The sequence below is a fragment of the Streptomyces sp. NPDC102451 genome (assembly GCF_044765485.1).
GTDB lineage: Bacteria > Actinomycetota > Actinomycetes > Streptomycetales > Streptomycetaceae > Streptomyces.
The window spans coordinates 427,769-445,421 of the sequence record NZ_JBIWKD010000005.1; the positions used below are offsets into that span (position 1 = coordinate 427,769).

General features: G+C 72.5%; 14 protein-coding genes. 8 read left to right on the top strand and 6 right to left on the bottom strand.

What is annotated here, in order from left to right; translation table 11 throughout:
- Positions 1-219: 219 nt before the first annotated feature.
- From ACIRD8_RS14890 to ACIRD8_RS14900, 3 genes are all read right to left on the bottom strand, one after another.
- A complete protein-coding gene (locus ACIRD8_RS14890; RefSeq protein WP_403990365.1) occupies positions 220-2,583 on the bottom strand; it encodes a heavy metal translocating P-type ATPase in 2,364 nt (787 codons plus the stop codon).
- A 158-nt stretch (positions 2,584-2,741) separates the two neighbouring features.
- Positions 2,742-3,047 carry a heavy-metal-associated domain-containing protein gene (locus tag ACIRD8_RS14895; protein ID WP_403990367.1) on the bottom strand — a complete coding sequence of 102 codons (306 nt, stop codon included), beginning with the start codon at positions 3,045-3,047 and terminating at the stop codon, positions 2,742-2,744.
- A 97-nt stretch (positions 3,048-3,144) separates the two neighbouring features.
- The gene (locus tag ACIRD8_RS14900; protein WP_403990370.1) at positions 3,145-3,885 is read right to left on the bottom strand and encodes a TetR family transcriptional regulator; all 741 of its coding nucleotides are present in this window, start codon (positions 3,883-3,885) and stop codon (positions 3,145-3,147) included.
- 164 nt (positions 3,886-4,049) lie between these two features.
- Here ACIRD8_RS14900 and ACIRD8_RS14905 point away from each other — a divergent pair, with 164 nt between their 5' ends.
- Together ACIRD8_RS14905 and ACIRD8_RS14910 are read left to right on the top strand one after the other, a co-directional pair.
- Positions 4,050-6,296 (top strand): MMPL family transporter, encoded by a 2,247-nt coding sequence (locus ACIRD8_RS14905; RefSeq protein WP_403990373.1) that lies wholly within the window; start codon positions 4,050-4,052, stop codon positions 6,294-6,296.
- A 118-nt stretch (positions 6,297-6,414) separates the two neighbouring features.
- On the top strand, positions 6,415-7,467 hold the full coding sequence (locus ACIRD8_RS14910; protein WP_403990376.1) for a zinc-dependent alcohol dehydrogenase family protein: 1,053 nt from the start codon (positions 6,415-6,417) through the stop codon (positions 7,465-7,467).
- 29 nt (positions 7,468-7,496) lie between these two features.
- Here ACIRD8_RS14910 and ACIRD8_RS14915 read toward each other — a convergent pair whose 3' ends face one another.
- Positions 7,497-7,688 carry a helix-turn-helix transcriptional regulator gene (locus ACIRD8_RS14915; protein ID WP_403990379.1) on the bottom strand — a complete coding sequence of 64 codons (192 nt, stop codon included), beginning with the start codon at positions 7,686-7,688 and terminating at the stop codon, positions 7,497-7,499.
- Positions 7,689-7,880: 192 nt separating this feature from the next.
- Positions 7,881-8,807 carry a sugar phosphate isomerase/epimerase family protein gene (locus ACIRD8_RS14920; protein WP_403990382.1) on the bottom strand — a complete coding sequence of 309 codons (927 nt, stop codon included), beginning with the start codon at positions 8,805-8,807 and terminating at the stop codon, positions 7,881-7,883.
- A gap of 168 nt (positions 8,808-8,975) precedes the next feature.
- Here ACIRD8_RS14920 and iolC point away from each other — a divergent pair, with 168 nt between their 5' ends.
- From iolC to ACIRD8_RS14950, 6 genes are read left to right on the top strand one after another with little or no spacing between them, the layout of a single operon-like run.
- The gene (iolC, locus tag ACIRD8_RS14925; protein WP_403990384.1) at positions 8,976-10,112 is read left to right on the top strand and encodes a 5-dehydro-2-deoxygluconokinase; all 1,137 of its coding nucleotides are present in this window, start codon (positions 8,976-8,978) and stop codon (positions 10,110-10,112) included.
- Complete coding sequence (locus ACIRD8_RS14930; protein WP_403990387.1) at positions 10,109-10,999, top strand: deoxyribose-phosphate aldolase; 891 nt, start codon at positions 10,109-10,111, stop codon at positions 10,997-10,999. The genes iolC and ACIRD8_RS14930 overlap by 4 nt, the downstream gene beginning before the upstream one ends.
- Positions 11,000-11,056: 57 nt before the next feature.
- Positions 11,057-11,941: a 5-deoxy-glucuronate isomerase gene (iolB, locus tag ACIRD8_RS14935; protein ID WP_403990390.1), complete on the top strand. Its 885-nt coding sequence runs from the start codon at positions 11,057-11,059 to the stop codon at positions 11,939-11,941.
- A complete protein-coding gene (gene iolD, locus ACIRD8_RS14940; protein ID WP_403990392.1) occupies positions 11,938-13,854 on the top strand; it encodes a 3D-(3,5/4)-trihydroxycyclohexane-1,2-dione acylhydrolase (decyclizing) in 1,917 nt (638 codons plus the stop codon). The genes iolB and iolD overlap by 4 nt, the downstream gene beginning before the upstream one ends.
- Before the next feature lie 13 nt (positions 13,855-13,867).
- Positions 13,868-15,367, top strand: coding sequence for a CoA-acylating methylmalonate-semialdehyde dehydrogenase (locus tag ACIRD8_RS14945; protein WP_403990394.1), 1,500 nt, complete (start codon positions 13,868-13,870; stop codon positions 15,365-15,367).
- Positions 15,368-15,407: 40 nt separating this feature from the next.
- On the top strand, positions 15,408-16,451 hold the full coding sequence (locus ACIRD8_RS14950; RefSeq protein ID WP_403990397.1) for an aminoglycoside phosphotransferase family protein: 1,044 nt from the start codon (positions 15,408-15,410) through the stop codon (positions 16,449-16,451).
- Between the two features lie 26 nt (positions 16,452-16,477).
- On the opposite strand, the gene ACIRD8_RS14955 is transcribed toward ACIRD8_RS14950, so the two are convergent.
- Positions 16,478-17,566, bottom strand: coding sequence for a hypothetical protein (locus tag ACIRD8_RS14955; RefSeq protein WP_403990400.1), 1,089 nt, complete (start codon positions 17,564-17,566; stop codon positions 16,478-16,480).
- Positions 17,567-17,653 lie beyond the last annotated feature (87 nt).

Genomic DNA, 17,653 nt, shown 5'->3' on the forward strand with positions numbered 1-17,653 from the left:
TTCAGTTCGGTACTGCTGTGCGACTGCCGGGGTACGTACGCACGGGAGGGCCGCTCAAAGCTCCCCGGTGCACGTGCCCCGGCCAACGCTTGCCAGGAGCGTCCCCCAAGACACTCCATCGGACGTCCCCCAAGACATCCTTGGCATCGCACTCTTAGACTCACCAACCCATCAGATGGTTACCCTCAAATCGGTGTGATCTAAGTCTCTTTGTAGAAATTATGTGAAGGAGCGCAACCTCAGGCTGTTCGTCACGACGAAGACCGACGAGAACGCCATTGCCGCACCCGCGATCATGGGGCTGAGCAGCCCGAACGCGGCGAGAGGCAGTGCGGCCACGTTGTAGCCGAACGCCCAGAAGAGGTTGCTTCTGATGGTGGACAGAGTACGCCTCGACAGGCGGATGGCGGCAGGGGCCACCTTAAGATCTCCACGAACCAGCGTGAGGTCGCCCGCCTCGATCGCGGCGTCCGTCCCGGTGCCCATCGACAGGCCCAGATCGGCCACGGCGAGCGCCGCCGCGTCGTTGACGCCGTCGCCGACCATCGCGACGGACCTGCCCTCGGCCTGGAGACGCCGTACGACCTGGGCCTTCTCCTCCGGCAGGACCTCCGCGAACACCGTGTCGATCCCGACCTCGCGGGCCACGGCGTGCGCCGCGGCCCGGTTGTCGCCGGTCAGCAGGACCGGTTCGAGGCCCAGCGCACGGAGCTCCGCGACGGCCTCCGCGCTGCTCTCCTTCACCGTGTCCGACACCTCCAGCACACCCCTGGCCATGCCGTCCCAGGCCACGGCGACGGTCGTACGGCCCTGAGCGGCCGCACGGGCCAGGGCGTCGGCCAGGGGCGGCGGGAGGGTGATTCCGGCATCGGCGAGCAGCTGTGGCCGGCCGGCCAGTACGTGGTGGCCCTCGACGGTGCCGCGTACCCCGAGGCCCGGGACGTCGGTGAAGTCCACCGGCACGGGGAGCGCCGTGCCCGCGCGGGCGGCCGCCCCGGTGGCGACGGCGAGGGCCACGGGGTGCCCGGAGGCGTGTTCGACGGACCCGGCCAGCCGGAGCACGTCGGCCTCGGCCGTCCCGGGCGCGGTGTGGACCGGCCCGAGGGTCATGCGGCCGGTGGTGACCGTGCCGGTCTTGTCGAGGACGACCGTGTCGATCCTCCGGGCCGTCTCCAGGATCTCGGGGCCCTTGATGAGGATGCCGAGCTGCGCGCCGCGCCCGGTGCCGGCCAGGAGCGCCGTGGGCGTGGCGAGGCCCAGGGCGCAGGGGCAGGCGATGATCAGCACGGCGACGGCGGCGGTGAACGAGGCCGTGATGTCGTCGGTGGCGAGCAGCTGGGCGACCAGTGTCCCCAGGGCGATCAGCAGCACCACGGGGACGAAGACCGCCGAGATCCGGTCCGCGAGGCGCTGGGCGGCGGCCTTGCCGCTCTGCGCGTCCTCCACGAGCGCGGCCATCCGGGCCAGCTGGGTGCCGGCGCCGACGCGGGTGGCCTCGACGACCAGCCGTCCGGACACATTGAGGGTGGCGCCGGTGACGGAGTCACCCGGAGCGGTGTCGACCGGCAGGGACTCCCCGGTGAGCATGGAGGCGTCGACGGCCGAGAAGCCCTCGACGACGGTGCCGTCGGTGGCGATCTTCTCGCCGGGCCGTACGACGAACCGGTCGCCGACGAGCAGCCGCCTGACGGGGATGCGTACCTCCGTCACCCCGTGCCCCGGTCCGTCGCCCGGGCGGAGCACCGTGACGTCCTTCGCGCCGAGGTGGAGCAGGGCACGCAGGGCGGAGCCGGCCTTCCGCTTGGCCCGGGCCTCCAGGTAGCGGCCGAGCAGGATGAAACCGATGACTCCGGCAGCCACCTCCAGATAGATCGTGGAGGCGGGATCCGATGTGGAGCCGGTGACCTCGAACCCGTGCCGCATCTCCGTCATGCCCGCGGAGCCGAGGAACAGGGCCCACACCGACCAGCAGAAGGCCGCGAGGGTGCCGATGGACACCAGGGTGTCCATCGTCGCCGCGCCGTGCCGGAGGTTCGCCCAGGCGGCACGGTGGAAGGGCAGGCCGCCCCAGATGACGACGGGGGCGGCGAGGGTGAGGGAGAGCCACTGCCAGTTGTCGAACTGGAGGGCGGGGACCATGGCCATCAGGACGACCGGCACGGCGAGCACCGCCGATACCTGGAGGCGCTGCCTGAGCGCGGCGAGGGCTCCGTCGGCCGTACGCTCGGCCGGGTCGCGGGGGGCGGGCTCGGAGGGTGCGTCGCGGTGGGTTTCGTCCTCGGGGACACGAGGGACGTGCGGGGTGGGCGGAGTGAGCGCGGGCGCGGGTCCGGGGCGGGGTACGGGCCGTGCCGTGTACCCGGTCTTCTCGACGGTGGCGACGAGATCGTCGAGCGTGACCCCGGCGCCGTACGAGACGCGGGCCTTCTCGGTCGCGTAGTTGACGGTGGCGGTGACCCCGTCCATCCGGTTGAGCTTCTTCTCGACGCGGGCCGCGCACGAGGCGCAGGTCATCCCGCCGATGGTGAGCTCGGCACCGGAGGTCTCCGTCGCCGGGACCTCGGCTGCCGTGGTGCTGGCCATGTGTGCGGACTCCTGGGTCGAGCAGTCGGGCCGTTTCCTCACCAGTATCTGCTTCCTGGTGACGGAACCGGCCCGACGGGAGATGCGGGTGGCGCGGGCCCCGCGTGCCGGGCGGTGCCGGTGGCGCGGGTCTCGCGCGGCCGTGGCGCGGGCGGGTCTCAGGCGCGGCCCACGAGCTCGTAGCCCGCCTCGTCGACGGCCTCGCGTACGGCGTCGTCGGTCAGCGGCGCCGCGGAGGCGACGGTGACGCGGCCGGTGGCGGCCTCGGCCTTCACCGAGGTGACCCCCTCGATCCCGGAGATCTCCTCGGAGACCGCTCCTTCGCAGTGGCCGCAGGTCATGCCCTTCACCTCGTACACCGTGGTGACGCCGCCCACCTGGACGTCGGCGGCCCCGTCGTGGCAGGAACCGGTGGACGAGCAGCAGGAACCGGCGGTCCGGGGCGTGTCGGTCTCGGCGGTCATGACGTTCTCCTCTTCGCAGGCACGGATGGTGTGGCATGTGGGGCGCGAGAGGGTGCCGGGGAGCCCGGTGCGCCTACCCGCACGCCCAACTATACCCCTAGGGGGTATTGATGCGTCCCGGTGTCACGCCATCGGGCGTGTCGCACACCAGGGGCTCCAGGTAGCGGCGCATCACGCTCTTCAACTCCCTGATGTACGCCTCTCGTTCGGAACCCTCGTGCGACATGATCAGGTCGAGGCCGGCCTTGAAGAGTACGAACGACATCGTGGCGGTACGGGTGACCTGGTCCGCCGGGAGGTCCGGCAGGTAGGCGCCCAGGAGCTGCTCGGTCCTGGTGAGCATGGAGGCGTGCAGGGCGTCGTGCTCCCGGGTGATCACGCCCGGGATCTCGGAGCCGTGGGTGAGGACGGCGAAGGCCGGGTTCTCGCAGTTGAACGCAATGAGCGGGTCGAGCACCGTGTCCAGCATCCGGTCCAGCGGCAGCTCGATGTGGCTGACGACGAACGCGGCGCCGTACGTCTCCTGCCAGCGGTGCATGAGCTGCTCGCCGAGCTCGACGGCGATGGCTTCCTTGTTGGGGAAGAACTGGTAGAGCGTGCCGGGCGAGACGCCCGCCTCGCGGGCGATGGCGTTGGTGCTGGCGCCGTTGTACCCGCTGGAGCAGAAGACCTCGGCGGCGGCTTCGAGCAGCTGGGCGATGCGGGCTTCGCCGCGGGCCTGGCGGCGCCGCGGACGGCCGGCCGCGGTGTCTCCGGCGTCCGGGCCGCCCGCTGCGCCCTTGCCGCCGCTGCTGCTCTGTGCGGGTGTGGCGGCTTCTCCCGCTCTGGCCTCCGGCACGGTCCATCCCCAGCTCTCAAGACGCGGTTGACAAACACGAGTGGGTACTCGCATTCTGAAGAAACACGAGCGAGTACTCGTGTTTGCCAGTGTACGTGGCGATGATCGACCCGTGCTGCTGCTGTCCTGTGCTGCCCGGGTCCCGGTGAAGGGGACACCGCACCATGTCCGAAGTCAACAGCCCGGAGTCCGTCGGGCGGTGGACCCGCATCGTCACCGCGCGGCCGCGGCTCGCCCTGCTGGCCGCCCTGGTGATCACGGCGCTCGCCGTGTTCGCGGGCGGCGGAGTGGCCGACCGGATGGGCAGCGGCGGCTGGGAGGCGCCCGACGCCGAGTCGACGTACACGACCCAGGTGCTGGAGCGTGAGTTCCCCGACTCGCAGCCCAATCTGCTGCTGCTCGTCGACGGCGGCGGCGCCTCGGTCGACGATCCCGCGGTGGCCGCGGAGGCCGCCCGGCTCACCGAGCGGCTGTCGGCGGAGCCCGGGGTCACGGGCGTCGGCTCGTACTGGCGGACGAAGTCTCCCGCCCTGCGCTCCACGGACGGACACGAGGCGCTCGTCGCCGCCCGGATCGAGGGCGACGAGAAGGGCGCCGGTGAGATCCTCGACCGGATAGCCCCCGCCTACCGGGGCGCGCACGGCCCGGTGGAGGTCTCCGTCGGCGGACCCGTCGCCGTACGGCACGAGATGCAGAGCATCATCCAGGAGGACCTCCTGCGGGCGGAGCTCATCGCCCTGCCGGTGACACTGGTGCTGCTGGTCATGGTCTTCGGCAGCGCGGTCGCGGCACTGCTGCCGCTCGGCGTCGGCATCGTCGCCATCCTCGGCACCAACGCGGTGCTGCGCGGCATCACCGAGTTCACCGATGTCTCGGTCTTCGCCCAGAACCTCACCACGGCGCTGGGCCTCGGACTCGCCATCGACTACGCCCTGTTCATTGTGCGCCGGTTCCGCGAGGAGCTGTCCGCTGGGGCGGACACCAGGGTGGCGATCGGCACCACCCTGCGCACGGCGGGACGCACGGTGCTCTTCTCCGCGCTGACGGTGGCGGTGTCGCTCGCCGCGATGATGGTCTTCCCCCAGTACTTCCTGCGCTCCTTCGCCTATGCGGGCATCGCCGTCGTGCTGCTGGCCGCCGCCGCTGCCCTGATCCTGCTGCCGGCCGCGCTGATGCTGCTCGGGCCCCGGGTCAACTCCCTGGACCTGCGGCGGCTGCTGCGGCGCCGGAAGAAGGCGGCCCCCGGTGCGGCAGCGGCCGAGGGCCAGGGCAGGGGGTGGGCCCGCTTCTCGGTGCTCGTGATGCGCAGGGCTCCTGTCTTCGCCGTCGTCACCACGGTCGGGCTCGTGCTCCTGGGACTCCCGTTCCTCGGGGTGAAGTTCGGTACGGCGGACGACCGCCAGCTGCCGGCCACCGCAGAGTCCCGAGTCGTCCAGGAACACATACGGGACGGTTTCCCCGGAAGTCCCGGCGGTGGACTCGAAGTGCTCGCCGAAGGCACGGCGAGCCCGGGCCAGTACGCCGCCTTCCGGGAACGGATCGCCGCGCTCCCCGGAGTGCAGCGGGTCGACGGACCCGTCACGGCGGACGGATCCGCGTACTACGACGTCCTGCCCGAGGGGGAGGCCGTCGGGCAGGGAGCGCAGGACCTGGTCCGGGAGCTGCGGGCCGAGCCCGCACCGTTCGACACGTCGGTGACCGGGGCTGCGGCCGTCCTGGTCGACTCCAAGGCGGCCATAGCGGACCGACTGCCCTGGGCCGTGGGGATCATCGTCGTGGTGACGCTGCTGCTGGTCTTCCTGCTGACCGGCAGCGTCCTGATACCGCTCCAGGCGGTCGTGCTCAACGCGCTCAGCCTGACCGCCATGTTCGGAGCCGTGGTCTGGGTCTTCCAGGACGGAAATCTCTCCGGGATCCTCTCCTTCACCAGCACAGGTGACATCGAGACGACCCTGCCCGTGCTGATGTTCTGCGTGGCCTTCGGACTCTCCATGGACTACGGCGTCTTCCTGCTCTCCCGGATCAAGGAGGAGTACGACCGGACCGGTGACCATGAGCAGGCGGTGACGTTCGGGCTCCGCCGCACCGGCGGGCTGATCACCGCGGCCGCCGTCATCCTGGCGGTGGTGATGGTCGCCATAGGGACCTCGCGGGTGACCAACACCAAGATGCTCGGGCTGGGGATCGCGCTGGCCGTGCTGATGGACGCCATGGTGGTGCGCAGCCTGCTGGTGCCGGCCGTGATGAAGCTGATGGGCCGGGTCACCTGGTGGGCCCCCGCGCCGCTGCGCGCCTTCCACCGGAGGTTCGGGCTGAGCGAGGGGGAGCCGGCTCCGGCCGGGGACCGGGGCGCCGAGGAGGCGTCCGGACCAGCCGGCCGGGAGCGGGACAAGATCACGGCCGGGGCGTAGATTCGCCGGATCGAGGAGCCGGGCGGCGCGGCCGGGCCGGGCCGGACGAGCCTGGCGGTGCGAGCCGGGCTGTGAGGGTGCGGGCCATCGGAGGTCCGGACCAGGGGAGGCGGGACCGATGCGGGCAGTGGTGTTCGAGGAGTTCGGGCAGGAGGCCCGGGTCCGGGACCTTCCGGACCCCACTCCCTCGGCCGGGGGAGTCGTGGTGCGGGTCGAGGCCACGGGGCTGTGCCGGAGCGACTGGCACGGCTGGATGGGACACGACCCGGGCATCGCCCTCCCGCACGTGCCCGGTCATGAACTGGCCGGGGTGGTCGAGGAGGTCGGCCCCGGTGTGCACAACTGGCGCGCCGGCGACCGGGTCACCGTGCCCTTCGTCTGCGCCTGCGGCCGGTGCTCCGCCTGTGCGGCCGGCGCCCAGCAGGTCTGTGAGCGGCAGACCCAGCCGGGCTTCACCCACTGGGGCTCCTTCGCGGAGTACGTGGCGCTGGAGCAGGCCGACGTCAACCTGGTCGCGGTGGACGAAGGGCTGTCGTCCGCCACGGCTGCCGGACTCGGATGCCGGTTCGCCACGGCGTTCCGGGCCGTCGTGGGGCAGGGCCGGGTGGCGCCGGGGGAGTGGGTCGCCGTGCACGGCTGCGGCGGGGTCGGCCTGTCGGCCGTGATGATCGCGGTGGCCTGCGGAGCCAGGGTCGTCGCGGTCGACGTCTCGCCGCAGGCGCTGGAGCTGGCGCGGGCGTTCGGCGCGGCGGTGTGCGTGGACGCCTCGGGGTACCCCGGCGGTGCCGACGCGGCCGTACGGGAACTGACCGGCGGCGGTGCGCATCTGTCGCTCGACGCGCTGGGGTCCCCCATCACCTGTGCCGCCTCGGTACGGAGCCTGCGCAGGCAGGGCCGGCACGTCCAGGTCGGGCTGCTGCCGTCGGCGGCCGGTGATCCCGTCGTACCCATGGCCCGGGTGATAGGGCAGGAGCTGGAGATCCTCGGCAGCCACGGCATGGCCGCCCATGACTACCCGCCGATGATGGACATGGTCCGGGCCGGCACCCTGCGGCCGGATCTGCTGGTGATCTCCACCCTCACACTGGACGCCGCCCCGGCGGCCCTCGCCGCGATGGGCACCGCCCCCGGAGCGGGCGTCACGATCATCGAACCGGCGAAGGGAGCCTGAGCGTCCTGGGTGTTCGGATCCCTCCGGCCTCAGCGGCCCCGGTTGCTGGGCCGGGACGCGATCCACGCGAGGACGGTGTCCACGTACCAGTAGGGCTTCCCGTTCCGGACATCGTCGGGAGCCGGGAGGAGCCCGTGCTTGCGGTACGAGCGGATCGTGTCCGGCTGGACCCGGATGTGCGCCGCAATGTCCTTGTACGACCAGAGCGTTCTGTCCGTCATGAATGACACCTCTCTGTACGTCCGTGCGCCTCTGTCCCGGTGAACGAGAGGGGCCCGGGCCGGGCAGGGGGCGTCGCGAGTCCGTGACACAGGCTCAGCTGAACGCGGACATACGTGACAGGGGAGTGACTGCTGCGGCGGTTGTGGCCTGCCGTGACGACGGTGACGGGAGGGGCGGCTCAGGGTGGGTGCTCAGGCGGACGGCCGCGCGGGCCCGCAGATGCGGAGGAACTCACGGGTGCGGCGGGCGATGGGCAGCGGCTTGTCGGGCGGGCAGGGATACATGTCCTGCTCGACGATGGCGAAGAGGTCCTTGCCGAGGGCCCGCGCGGCGTCCAGCACGGGCTCCAGTGCCGGCACTCCACCCGGCGGTTCACACATCACGCCGCGCGCCACGGCCGGACCGAAGGGCACCTCGTTCGCCACGACGTCGGCGAGCACCGCCGGGTCGACCTGCTTGAGGTGCAGATAGCCGATCCGTTCGCCGTAGGTCCTGATGAGCTTCACGCTGTCCCCGCCGCAGTACGCGTAATGCCCGGTGTCGAGACAGAGGGAGACCAGGTCCGGGTCGGTGGCGTCGAGGAAGCGGTTGACGTTCTCCTCGCTGTCGATGTGCGTGTCGGCGTGCGGGTGCACCACGATCCGCAGCCCGTAGCGGTCCCGCACCTCGCGGGCCAGCCGCTCCGTCTGGGTGGTGAGGTCACGCCACTGTGCGGCGGAGAGCGTGCGGTCCTCCAGCACCTCACCCGTCTTGTCGTCCCGCCAGAACGACGGGATGACCACCAGATACCCGGCGCCCATCGCCCGGGTGAGTGCCGCGATGCCCGCGACATGCTCCCAGGTCCGGTCCCAGACGGCCGGACCGTGGTGCAATCCGGTGAAGACGGTGCCCGCGGAGACGGCGAGATTCCGGCGGGCGGTCTCGTCGGCGAGACGGGCGGGATCGGTCGGGAGGTAGCCGTACGGGCCGAGCTCGATCCACTCGTAGCCCGCCTCGGTGACCTCGTCCAGGAACCGCTCCCAGGGCACCTGCTGCGGATCGTCGGGGAACCACACTCCCCACGAATCGGGTGCCGAACCGATGCGGATGCGGGCCGGAGAGGGTACGGAGGAGGTCATATCGCCCACCCTCCAGCGCTCGGGATGGAGTGTCAAGAGTTCGTCCGAATGTCCGGACAAAGTGTTGACAGGGTTCCGGGCGAGGGCTAGACCTGGGAGCGGCCGTCCGGCCGTGGCCGACTCCCGGGACGCTGTGCCGGGCCGGAGCACCGGGTCGAAGGGATGCGTATGCCTGAGCCGTACGACGTGATCACCATGGGGCGCATCGGGGTGGACATCTACCCGCTGCAAACCGGTGTACCGCTGGCCCGGGTCGAGACCTTCGGCAAGTTCCTCGGCGGCTCACCGTCCAACGTCGCGGTGGCGGCCGCCCGGCTGGGACGGCGCACGGCGGTGATCACCCGGACCGGCCAGGACCCCTTCGGCGACTATCTCCACCAGGCGCTGGCGGAGTTCGGGGTGGACGACCGTTGGGTGGGCGCCGTCGCGGAGTACCCGACCCCGGTCACCTTCTGCGAGATCTTCCCGCCGGACGACTTCCCGCTCTACTTCTACCGGCAGCCCAAGGCGCCCGACCTGGAGATCCACAGCGCGGAGCTCGACCTGGACGCGGTGCGGACCGCCCGGATCTTCTGGATGACCGGCACCGGACTGTGCGCCGAACCCAGCCGCACCGCGACCCTCACCGCGCTCCGGGCCCGTGGCGCGACAGCTCCGCCGGGCGCGCCCGGCCACCCGCGGGCCACCGTCTTCGACCTCGACTGGCGCCCCATGTTCTGGGGCGAGGGCGGCGAGCGGAAGGACGGGAACGATGAAGCCGCCCGCGCCTGTTACCGCGAGGCCCTCGCCCACGCCACGGTCGCCGTCGGCAACCTCGACGAGTGCGAGATCGCCACCGGGGAACGCGAACCGCACGCCGCCGCCCGCGCGCTGCTCGCCGCCGGGCCCGAACTCGCCGTCGTCAAGCAGGGACCGGCGGGCGTCCTCGCCGTACACCGCGACGGCACCACCGCGGAGATCCCGCCGCTCCCCGTCGACGTCGTCAACGGCCTCGGCGCCGGGGACGCCTTCGGCGGCGCCCTCTGCCACGGTCTCCTCGCCGGCTGGGACACGGCGCACATCATGCGCTACGCCAACGCGGCCGGGGCCATCGTCGCCTCCCGCCTCGCCTGTTCGTCCGCCATGCCGTTCCCCCACGAGGTCGAGCAGGCCCTCACCGACGGCCGGATCGGCGCAGTCACAGGAGCCGCGGGAGCAACGGAAGCCGCGGGAGCAACGGAAGCCGCAGGAGCAACGGGAGTCATAGGAGCCGCAGGAGCAACGGAAGCCGCGGGAGCCTCAGGAACCCCGGGAGCCACCCCGTGACCCCGCCCGCCGCGGCCGGCTTCGCCGATCTCGTCCGGCTCCGCGCCCACCACCCCGAAGCCGTCGCCGAGGCCGCCGCCGCCCGCCGCAGACGCCCCCTCATCGGCCCCACCGGACGCCTGATGATCATCGCGGCGGACCACCCCGCCCGCGGCGCCCTCGCCGTCGGCGACGACGACCTGGCCATGGCCGACCGCTTCGACCTGCTGGAACGCCTCTGCCTCGCCCTCGCCCGTCCCGGTGTCGACGGCGTCCTCGCGGGCGCGGACGTCCTGGAGGACCTGCTGCTCCTCGGCGCCCTGGAGGGCAAGGTCGTCCTCGGTTCCATGAACCGAGGCGGGCTCGCGGGGGCCGCCTTCGAGCTCGACGACCGCTTCACCGGCCACCGCCCCGCCGACCTCGCCCGCCACGGCTACGACGCGGGCAAGCTCCTGCTGAGGATCGACCACGACGACCCCGGCTCCCTGGACACCCTGCACACCGCCGCGCGCACCGTGGACGAGATGGCGGCCCTCCGGCTGCCCGTCTTCATCGAGCCGTTCCTCTGCCACCGCACCCCCGACGGGCTCCGCACCGACCTGGGGGCCACCGCCGTCACCACCTCCATCGCCATCGCCTCGGGGCTCGGCGGGACGTCCGCGTACACCTGGCTCAAGGTCCCCGTCACCGACGATCCCGCCGCCATGGACCGGGTGATGCGGGCCTCGACCCTCCCCGCCGTCCTGCTCGGCGGCGAGGTCACGGGCGACCCCGACACGGCGTACGAGAAATGGCGTGGCGCACTGCGGCTGCCGACCGTGCAAGGGCTGGTGGTCGGGCGTTCGCTGCTCTACCCCGCCGACGGGGACGTGGCGGGGGCGGTCGACACGGCCGTGGGGCTGCTGTGAACGCCCACGGCCGGAGGGCGACCGTGAACGAGCGGGACGACGGGTAGGGATGGAGCCATGGAGACGACCGACGAGCAGCAGAGGCACCACCTCAGGGCCGGCCGTGGAGCACGCGGCCCCTACGCCCTCGACATCGACCCGGAGCGCGCCGGGTGGGAGCGGTCGAGCCTGCGCGTCCTGGAGCTCGGACCAGGTGGTGTTCACACCCTGGTCACCGGGGAGAGCGAATGGATCATCCTGCCGTTGTCCGGTGGCTGTACGGTGCAGGCAGCAGGTGAGATCTTTGAACTGCTGGGCAGGAAAGACGTGTTCAGCGCAGCGACCGATTTCGCCTATGTCCCACGCGACGCCCGCGCCCAGATCGCCTCCGGCGCAGGAGGCCGCTTCGCCCTGGCAGGAGCGAAGTGCGAGCGACGACTCCCCGCTCGCTACGGCCCCGCGCCGGAGGTACCGGTCGAGTTCCGCGGCGCCGGCGCGTGCTCGCGCCAGGTGAACAACTTCGCCGCCGCCGACACGTTCGACTGCGACCGGCTCATCGCCGTCGAGGTCCTCACCCCCGGCGGCAACTGGTCGTCGTACCCCCCGCACAAGCACGACGAGCACCGCCCCGGCACCGAGTCGGTGCTGGAGGAGATCTACTACTTCGAGGTCGAGGGCGACGGCCTCGGCTACCACCGGGTGTCGCCGTCCCGCCCCGGAGGCACCGACGTCCTCGCCGAGGTCGCCACCGGTGACGCCGTGCTCATCCCCGACGGCTGGCACGGCCCGTCCATCGCCCCGCCCGGCCGCACCCTGTACTACCTGAACGTGATGGCGGGCCCCGGTGAGCAGCGCGAGTGGCTGATCCGCGACCACCCCGACCACCGCTGGATCCGCGACACCTGGCCCGGACAGCCCGTCGACCCCCGGCTGCCGCTCCACGGGACGGAGGCCGCCCGGTGACCACACCCCGCACCGCCCACAGCGGCACCCCCGGCCCCACCCGCAGGCTCACCACCGCCCAGGCACTCATCGCCTTCCTCGCCCGCCAGTACACCGAGCGCGACGGCCGCCGCCACCGCCTGATCGACGCGACCTGGGGCATCTTCGGCCACGGCAACGTCGCGGGCATCGGGCAGGCGCTCGTCGAGGCAGGCCCCGCGATGCCGTACCTCCAGGGCCGCAGCGAGCAGGCCATGGTGCACGCCGCCGTCGGATACGCCCGCCAGTCGGGCCGTCTCTCCGCCCACGCCGTCACCACCTCCATCGGCCCGGGCGCCACCAACCTGGTCACCGGGGCCGCGCTCGCCACCGTCAACCACCTGCCCGTGCTGCTCCTGCCCGGCGACACCTTCGCGGCCCGCCCCGCGGACCCCGTGCTCCAGCAGCTCGAAGTGCCGTACGCGGGCGATGTGTCGGTCAACGACTGCCTGCGCCCCGTCTCCCGCTACTTCGACCGGGTCACCCGCCCCGAGGCGCTGATCCCGGCCGCCCTCCAGGCCATGCGCACCCTCGCCGACCCGGCGGAGACGGGCGCCGTCACGCTCGCGCTGCCGCAGGACGTGCAGGCGGAGGCGTACGACTGGCCGGCCGAGTTCTTCGCGACGCGCGTCTGGAACGTACGCAGGCCGGCCCCCGATCCGTACGAACTCGACCAGGCCGTCCGGGCCGTGCGTGCCGCGCGCCGTCCCCTGATCGTCGCGGGCGGCGGGGTCCACCACAGCGGGGCCGAGGAGACGCTCGCCGCGTTCGCCGCCGCCACCCGCATCCCCGTGGCCTCCACCCAGGCCGGCAAGGGGTCCCTGCGCCACGACCACCCCGCCGACGTGGGCGGCATCGGTCATACGGGGACCGCCACGGCCGACGCGCTCGCCCGCGAGGCCGACCTCGTCATCGGGATCGGCACCCGTTACACCGACTTCACGACCGCCTCCGGCACCCTCTTCGCCGATCCGGCCGTTCGCTTCCTCAACCTCAACATCACCGGTTTCGACGCCCACAAGCTCGCGGCCCTGCCCCTCGTCGGTGACGCCCGCACCACGATCGAAGCCCTCGGCGAGGCCCTCGGCGCATGCGGGCACCGCGTCGACCCCGCCTACGAGAGCGAGTACACCGACGCCAAGGACCGCTGGGAGCAGCGCGTCGACGCGGCCCTCGCCACCGGAGACCCGGACGCCCGCCCCACCCAGGCCCAGGTCCTGGGCCTGCTGGACGAGCTGGTCACCGAGGACGACATCCTGATCAACGCGGCGGGCTCCCTCCCCGGCGACCTCCACAAGCTGTGGCGGGCCCGCTCCCCGCAGCAGTACCACGTCGAGTACGGCTACTCCTGCATGGGCTACGAGATCCCCGCCGCCCTCGGGGTCCAGCTCGCGGCACCGGGCCGGCCCGTCTGGGCGCTGGTCGGCGACGGCACGTATCTGATGAACCCCACCGAGATCGTCACCGCCGTGCAGGAGGGCCTGCCCGTCAAGCTCGTCATCCTCCAGAACCACGGATACGCGTCCATCGGCGGCCTCTCCGAGTCCGTCGGCGCCGAACGCTTCGGCACCGCCTACCGCCACCGCACCGACGAGGGGGCGTTCACCGGCGCCCCGCTCCCCGTCGACCTCGCCGCCAACGCGGCCTCGCTGGGCATGCACGTCCTGCGCGCCGGCTCGGTGGGGGAGCTGCGCCGGGCCCTCGCCGAGGCGCGCGCCGCGGACCGCCCCACTTGTGTCTACGTCGAGACCGAAACGCCAGACACAGTGTCGGGGCCGCCCCCGGCACAGGCGTGGTGGGATGTTCCGGTAGCCGAAACCGCGACCCGCCCGTCGGCGGTCGAGGCCAGGAAAGAGTACGACCGGCAGATCGCAGCCCGACGCCGCCACCTGTGAAGGAGACCCCGTCATGAAGACCGTCAACCACTGGATCGGTGGCAAGGCCGTCGAGGGCACGTCGGGCAACTACGGTCCGGTCACCGACCCGGCGACCGGCGCCGTCACGACCCAGGTGGCGCTGGCCTCCACCGAGGAGGTCGACGCCGCGGTATCCGCCGCGAAGACCGCGTACGCGACGTGGGGCACCTCCTCGCTCTCCGCGCGCACCGCCGTCCTCTTCCGCTACCGCGCCCTGCTCGACTCCCACCGCGACGACATCGCCGCGCTGATCACCGCCGAGCACGGCAAGGTGCACTCCGACGCGCTCGGCGAGGTCGCCCGCGGCCTGGAGATCGTCGAGCTGGCCTGCGGCATCACCACCCAGCTCAAGGGCGAGCTGTCGACCCAGGTCTCCAGCCGGGTCGACGTCTCCTCGATCCGGCAGCCGGTCGGCGTCGTCGCGGGCATCACCCCGTTCAACTTCCCCGCCATGGTGCCGATGTGGATGTTCCCGCTGGCGATCGCGTGCGGGAACACCTTCGTCCTCAAGCCCAGCGAGAAGGACCCGTCGGCCGCCAACCTGCTGGCCGAGCTCGCCGCCGAGGCGGGGCTGCCCGACGGTGTGCTGAACGTCCTGCACGGTGACAAGGTCGCCGTGGACGGGCTCCTCGCCCACCCCGACGTCGCCGCCGTCTCCTTCGTCGGCTCCACCCCCATCGCCCGGTACATCCACGCCACCGCGTCCGCCAACGGCAAGCGCGTCCAGGCGCTCGGCGGCGCGAAGAACCACATGCTGGTCCTCCCGGATGCCGACCTGGACGCCGCGGCGGACGCCGCAGTCTCCGCCGCGTACGGCTCCGCCGGTGAGCGCTGCATGGCCATCTCCGCCGTCGTCGCCGTGAACTCCATCGCGGACGAGCTGGTCGCGAAGATCCGTGAGCGCGCCGAGAAGATCACGATCGGCCCCGGCACGGACCCCGCCTCCGAGATGGGCCCGCTCATCACCGCCGCCCACCGCGACAAGGTCGCCACCTACGTCACCGGGGCCGCAGCACAGGGCGCCGACGTCGTCCTCGACGGCACCGGCCACACGGTCGAGGGCTACGAGGACGGCCACTGGATCGGCCTGTCCCTCCTGGACAACGTCTCCACGGACTCCGACGCCTACCGCGACGAGATCTTCGGCCCCGTCCTCAGCGTCCTGCGCGTCGAGACGTACGAGGACGGCGTCGCCCTCATGAACGCCTCGCCCTTCGGCAACGGCACCGCGATCTTCACCCGCGACGGCGGGGCGGCCCGCCGCTTCCAGCTGGAGATCGAGGCCGGCATGGTCGGCGTCAACGTCCCGATCCCGGTGCCGGTCGGCTACCACTCCTTCGGTGGCTGGAAGGACTCCCTCTTCGGCGACCACCACATCTACGGCAACGACGGCGTGCACTTCTACACCCGCGGCAAGGTCGTCACCACCCGCTGGCCCGACCCGGCCGACGCCCCGGCGGGCGTGGACCTCGGCTTCCCCCGCAATCACTGACACGACGGACAGGGGCCCCGCCGGGTGGAAGACTGACCGCATGGTGCCGGGGTCGCAGCTTCCGTTCGGCGAGGCCCTGCGGGCCCGTCTGGGCCCGCCCGGGCAGGCCTCCGTCCTGGAGAGCAGCCCCCGTTCACAGGTCTGGCGCATCGAGCTGTCCGGCCGTCCGGCGGTGCTGAAGCAGCTGGTGGCGGGCCCCGGGGCCGACGAGCGGTACGCACGCGAGGTGGCCGGCCTGCGCATCGCAGGCCGGGCGCCCGGCACCCCGGTCGTGCCCGCGCTCCTCGGCACCGACCCGGCCGAGCGGGTCCTGGTCCTCGAACACCTCGACGAGCGGCGGCCGCCCGCCGACTGGATCGTCGGCTACGCGGCCGCCCTCGCCAGGCTGCACGCCACCGCCCGCCCCGGCGACGCCGGGGCGCTGCCCCGCTGGCAGGGCCCGACCGGCGCCGACGTCACCTCGTTCCTCACCCTGGCCGAGACCCTCGGGATCTCCGGGCCACCGGGCGTACGGGACGAACTCCACGCCCTCGTGGAGCGCCTCGGCCGCGCGGAAGGGACCGCCCTCCTCCACGGCGACCCGTGCCCCGGCAACGACCTGCACACCCCGGACGGCGTCAGGTTCATCGACTTCGAGCAGGCGTCCCTGGGCAGCGGCCTGATGGAACTCGCCTACCTCCGCATCGGATTCCCCACCTGCTGGTGCGTCACGAGGGCGTCCGGCCCCCTGCTGGAGCGGGCCGAGGCCGCCTACCGCACGGCCTGGCGCACCGCGACCGGCACCGCACTCCCGGACACCGGCCTCGCCGACGCCTGCGCGGGCTGGCTTATCCGGGGCGACGCCCTGGTCCAGCGCGCCCACCGCTCCACCACCGACCACCTCGCCCGCATCCCGGACGAGGACTGGACCTGGGGCACGGCGACCGCCCGCCGACGCCTCGCCCACCGGCTCGGGGTTGTCGCCGACATGGCCGAGGAGCAGGGGGAGCTGCGGCATCTCCGGACCGTCGCGGGGGACCTGCGCCGCGCTGTCCTGGACCGCTGGCCGGGGCTGCGCCCGGTGCCGGAGCGGCGCCCGTCGTAGCCCTCGAAAACCTGTCGCACGGGCCCCTACTGGAAGCTCAGCCGGTGCGGGTGGGCGGGATCGGCCGGGCAGGTGTGCACGCGCATCAGGCCGCGGCCGAGGTAGACCCCGGTGGGGTCGATGACGCGCGGGTCGTCGGAGGCGTCCCGGTCCTCGACCGGCAGCCAGCTGCGTGACGCCCCGTCGCACTCCCGCTGGCCCACGGTGAGCAGGGGCGGCATCGCCGCTCCGCACACCCCGCAGTCGACCGGGGCGGGATCGGTCAGATGCCAGGAGGCGAAGCCTCCGACCTTCCAGCCGGGCGCGATCGACAGGTCGCTCATGTAGTCGACCTCCTCCGGTTCCTCGGCCCGGTCCGAGGCCATGGCCGCCTCGTACTCCTCGTACGTCGCGTAACTCCGTGGTGGGGAGGAGCAGTCGTCGTCCTCCTCCGCGTCGTCCGCCTCGTCGCGGAGCCCTTCCTCCCACGCGTCGATCTCCTCCTGGAGTTCTTGGTCCAGCAGCCCGAGGTACTCGTGCTCCACGACCTGTTCCGGGTGCACGACGCACATGACCGGCACGCATTCGGCGCGACCAGCGACCAAGGGCTCGGGCTGCGGGGCGAGTACGGCGCCGACCTCGGCCGAGCGCCGCCACGTCAGCACGACGTCGATCGTGCGGGCGTCCCCGTGCACCTCGAAGGGGCACCAGAGGACCTGCAGCAGATCGTGCCCCTGCGGTCCCACGAGATCCGGGACCTCGCGTGCGTACAACTGGGCGACGGCCAGCAGCGGCACCGGGTCGCCGTCGTGGAGGTCCGGGACATGGTGCCCCCGGGCCGGTGCGGCGAGCAGGCGCTGTTCGTCCTCGGTGTATCCCCGCCCCCGTGCGTCCTCCTGGATCCGGCGGCGCAGCCGCAGGTCGGAGAGGAGGTGGCCCGTGCCCTTCGGGTGTACGGCCGTGCACACCGGCCACGGTTCGTCGGCCGGCCACAGCAGCGGGCCCGCCACCGAGCTCTCCTGTACGCCGGGAGTGCCATGACGTGGGTGCAGCCGGGTGGCTGTGCGCCGGTGGGCCGCGAGGGAGGGGAAGGCCGCCTCCACGTCGAGGGGACGTGGCGGGGTGGTGCGGGTCATGGGAAAGCCCTTCAGGTACGACAGGTCGGCAGGCCTGTACGCCGGTTCCGGCGACGGTCACACATCCCGAACATTGTCGGGGTCGCG

Bases quoted from the DNA above. Each gene is read 5' to 3' on its own strand.
- ACIRD8_RS14910 (WP_403990376.1), top strand. From the start codon at position 6,415: ATGCGGGCAGTGGTGTTCGAGGAGTTCGGGCAGGAGGCCCGGGTCCGG.
- iolB (WP_403990390.1), top strand. From the start codon at position 11,057: ATGGAGACGACCGACGAGCAGCAGAGGCACCACCTCAGGGCCGGCCGT.
- ACIRD8_RS14945 (WP_403990394.1), top strand. From the start codon at position 13,868: ATGAAGACCGTCAACCACTGGATCGGTGGCAAGGCCGTCGAGGGCACG.
- ACIRD8_RS14915 (WP_403990379.1), bottom strand. From the start codon at position 7,688: ATGACGGACAGAACGCTCTGGTCGTACAAGGACATTGCGGCGCACATC.
- ACIRD8_RS14920 (WP_403990382.1), bottom strand. From the start codon at position 8,807: ATGACCTCCTCCGTACCCTCTCCGGCCCGCATCCGCATCGGTTCGGCA.
- ACIRD8_RS14895 (WP_403990367.1), bottom strand. From the start codon at position 3,047: ATGACCGCCGAGACCGACACGCCCCGGACCGCCGGTTCCTGCTGCTCG.
- ACIRD8_RS14890 (WP_403990365.1), bottom strand. From the start codon at position 2,583: ATGGCCAGCACCACGGCAGCCGAGGTCCCGGCGACGGAGACCTCCGGT.
- ACIRD8_RS14955 (WP_403990400.1), bottom strand. From the start codon at position 17,566: ATGACCCGCACCACCCCGCCACGTCCCCTCGACGTGGAGGCGGCCTTC.
- iolC (WP_403990384.1), top strand. From the start codon at position 8,976: ATGCCTGAGCCGTACGACGTGATCACCATGGGGCGCATCGGGGTGGAC.
- ACIRD8_RS14950 (WP_403990397.1), top strand. From the start codon at position 15,408: ATGGTGCCGGGGTCGCAGCTTCCGTTCGGCGAGGCCCTGCGGGCCCGT.
- ACIRD8_RS14905 (WP_403990373.1), top strand. From the start codon at position 4,050: ATGTCCGAAGTCAACAGCCCGGAGTCCGTCGGGCGGTGGACCCGCATC.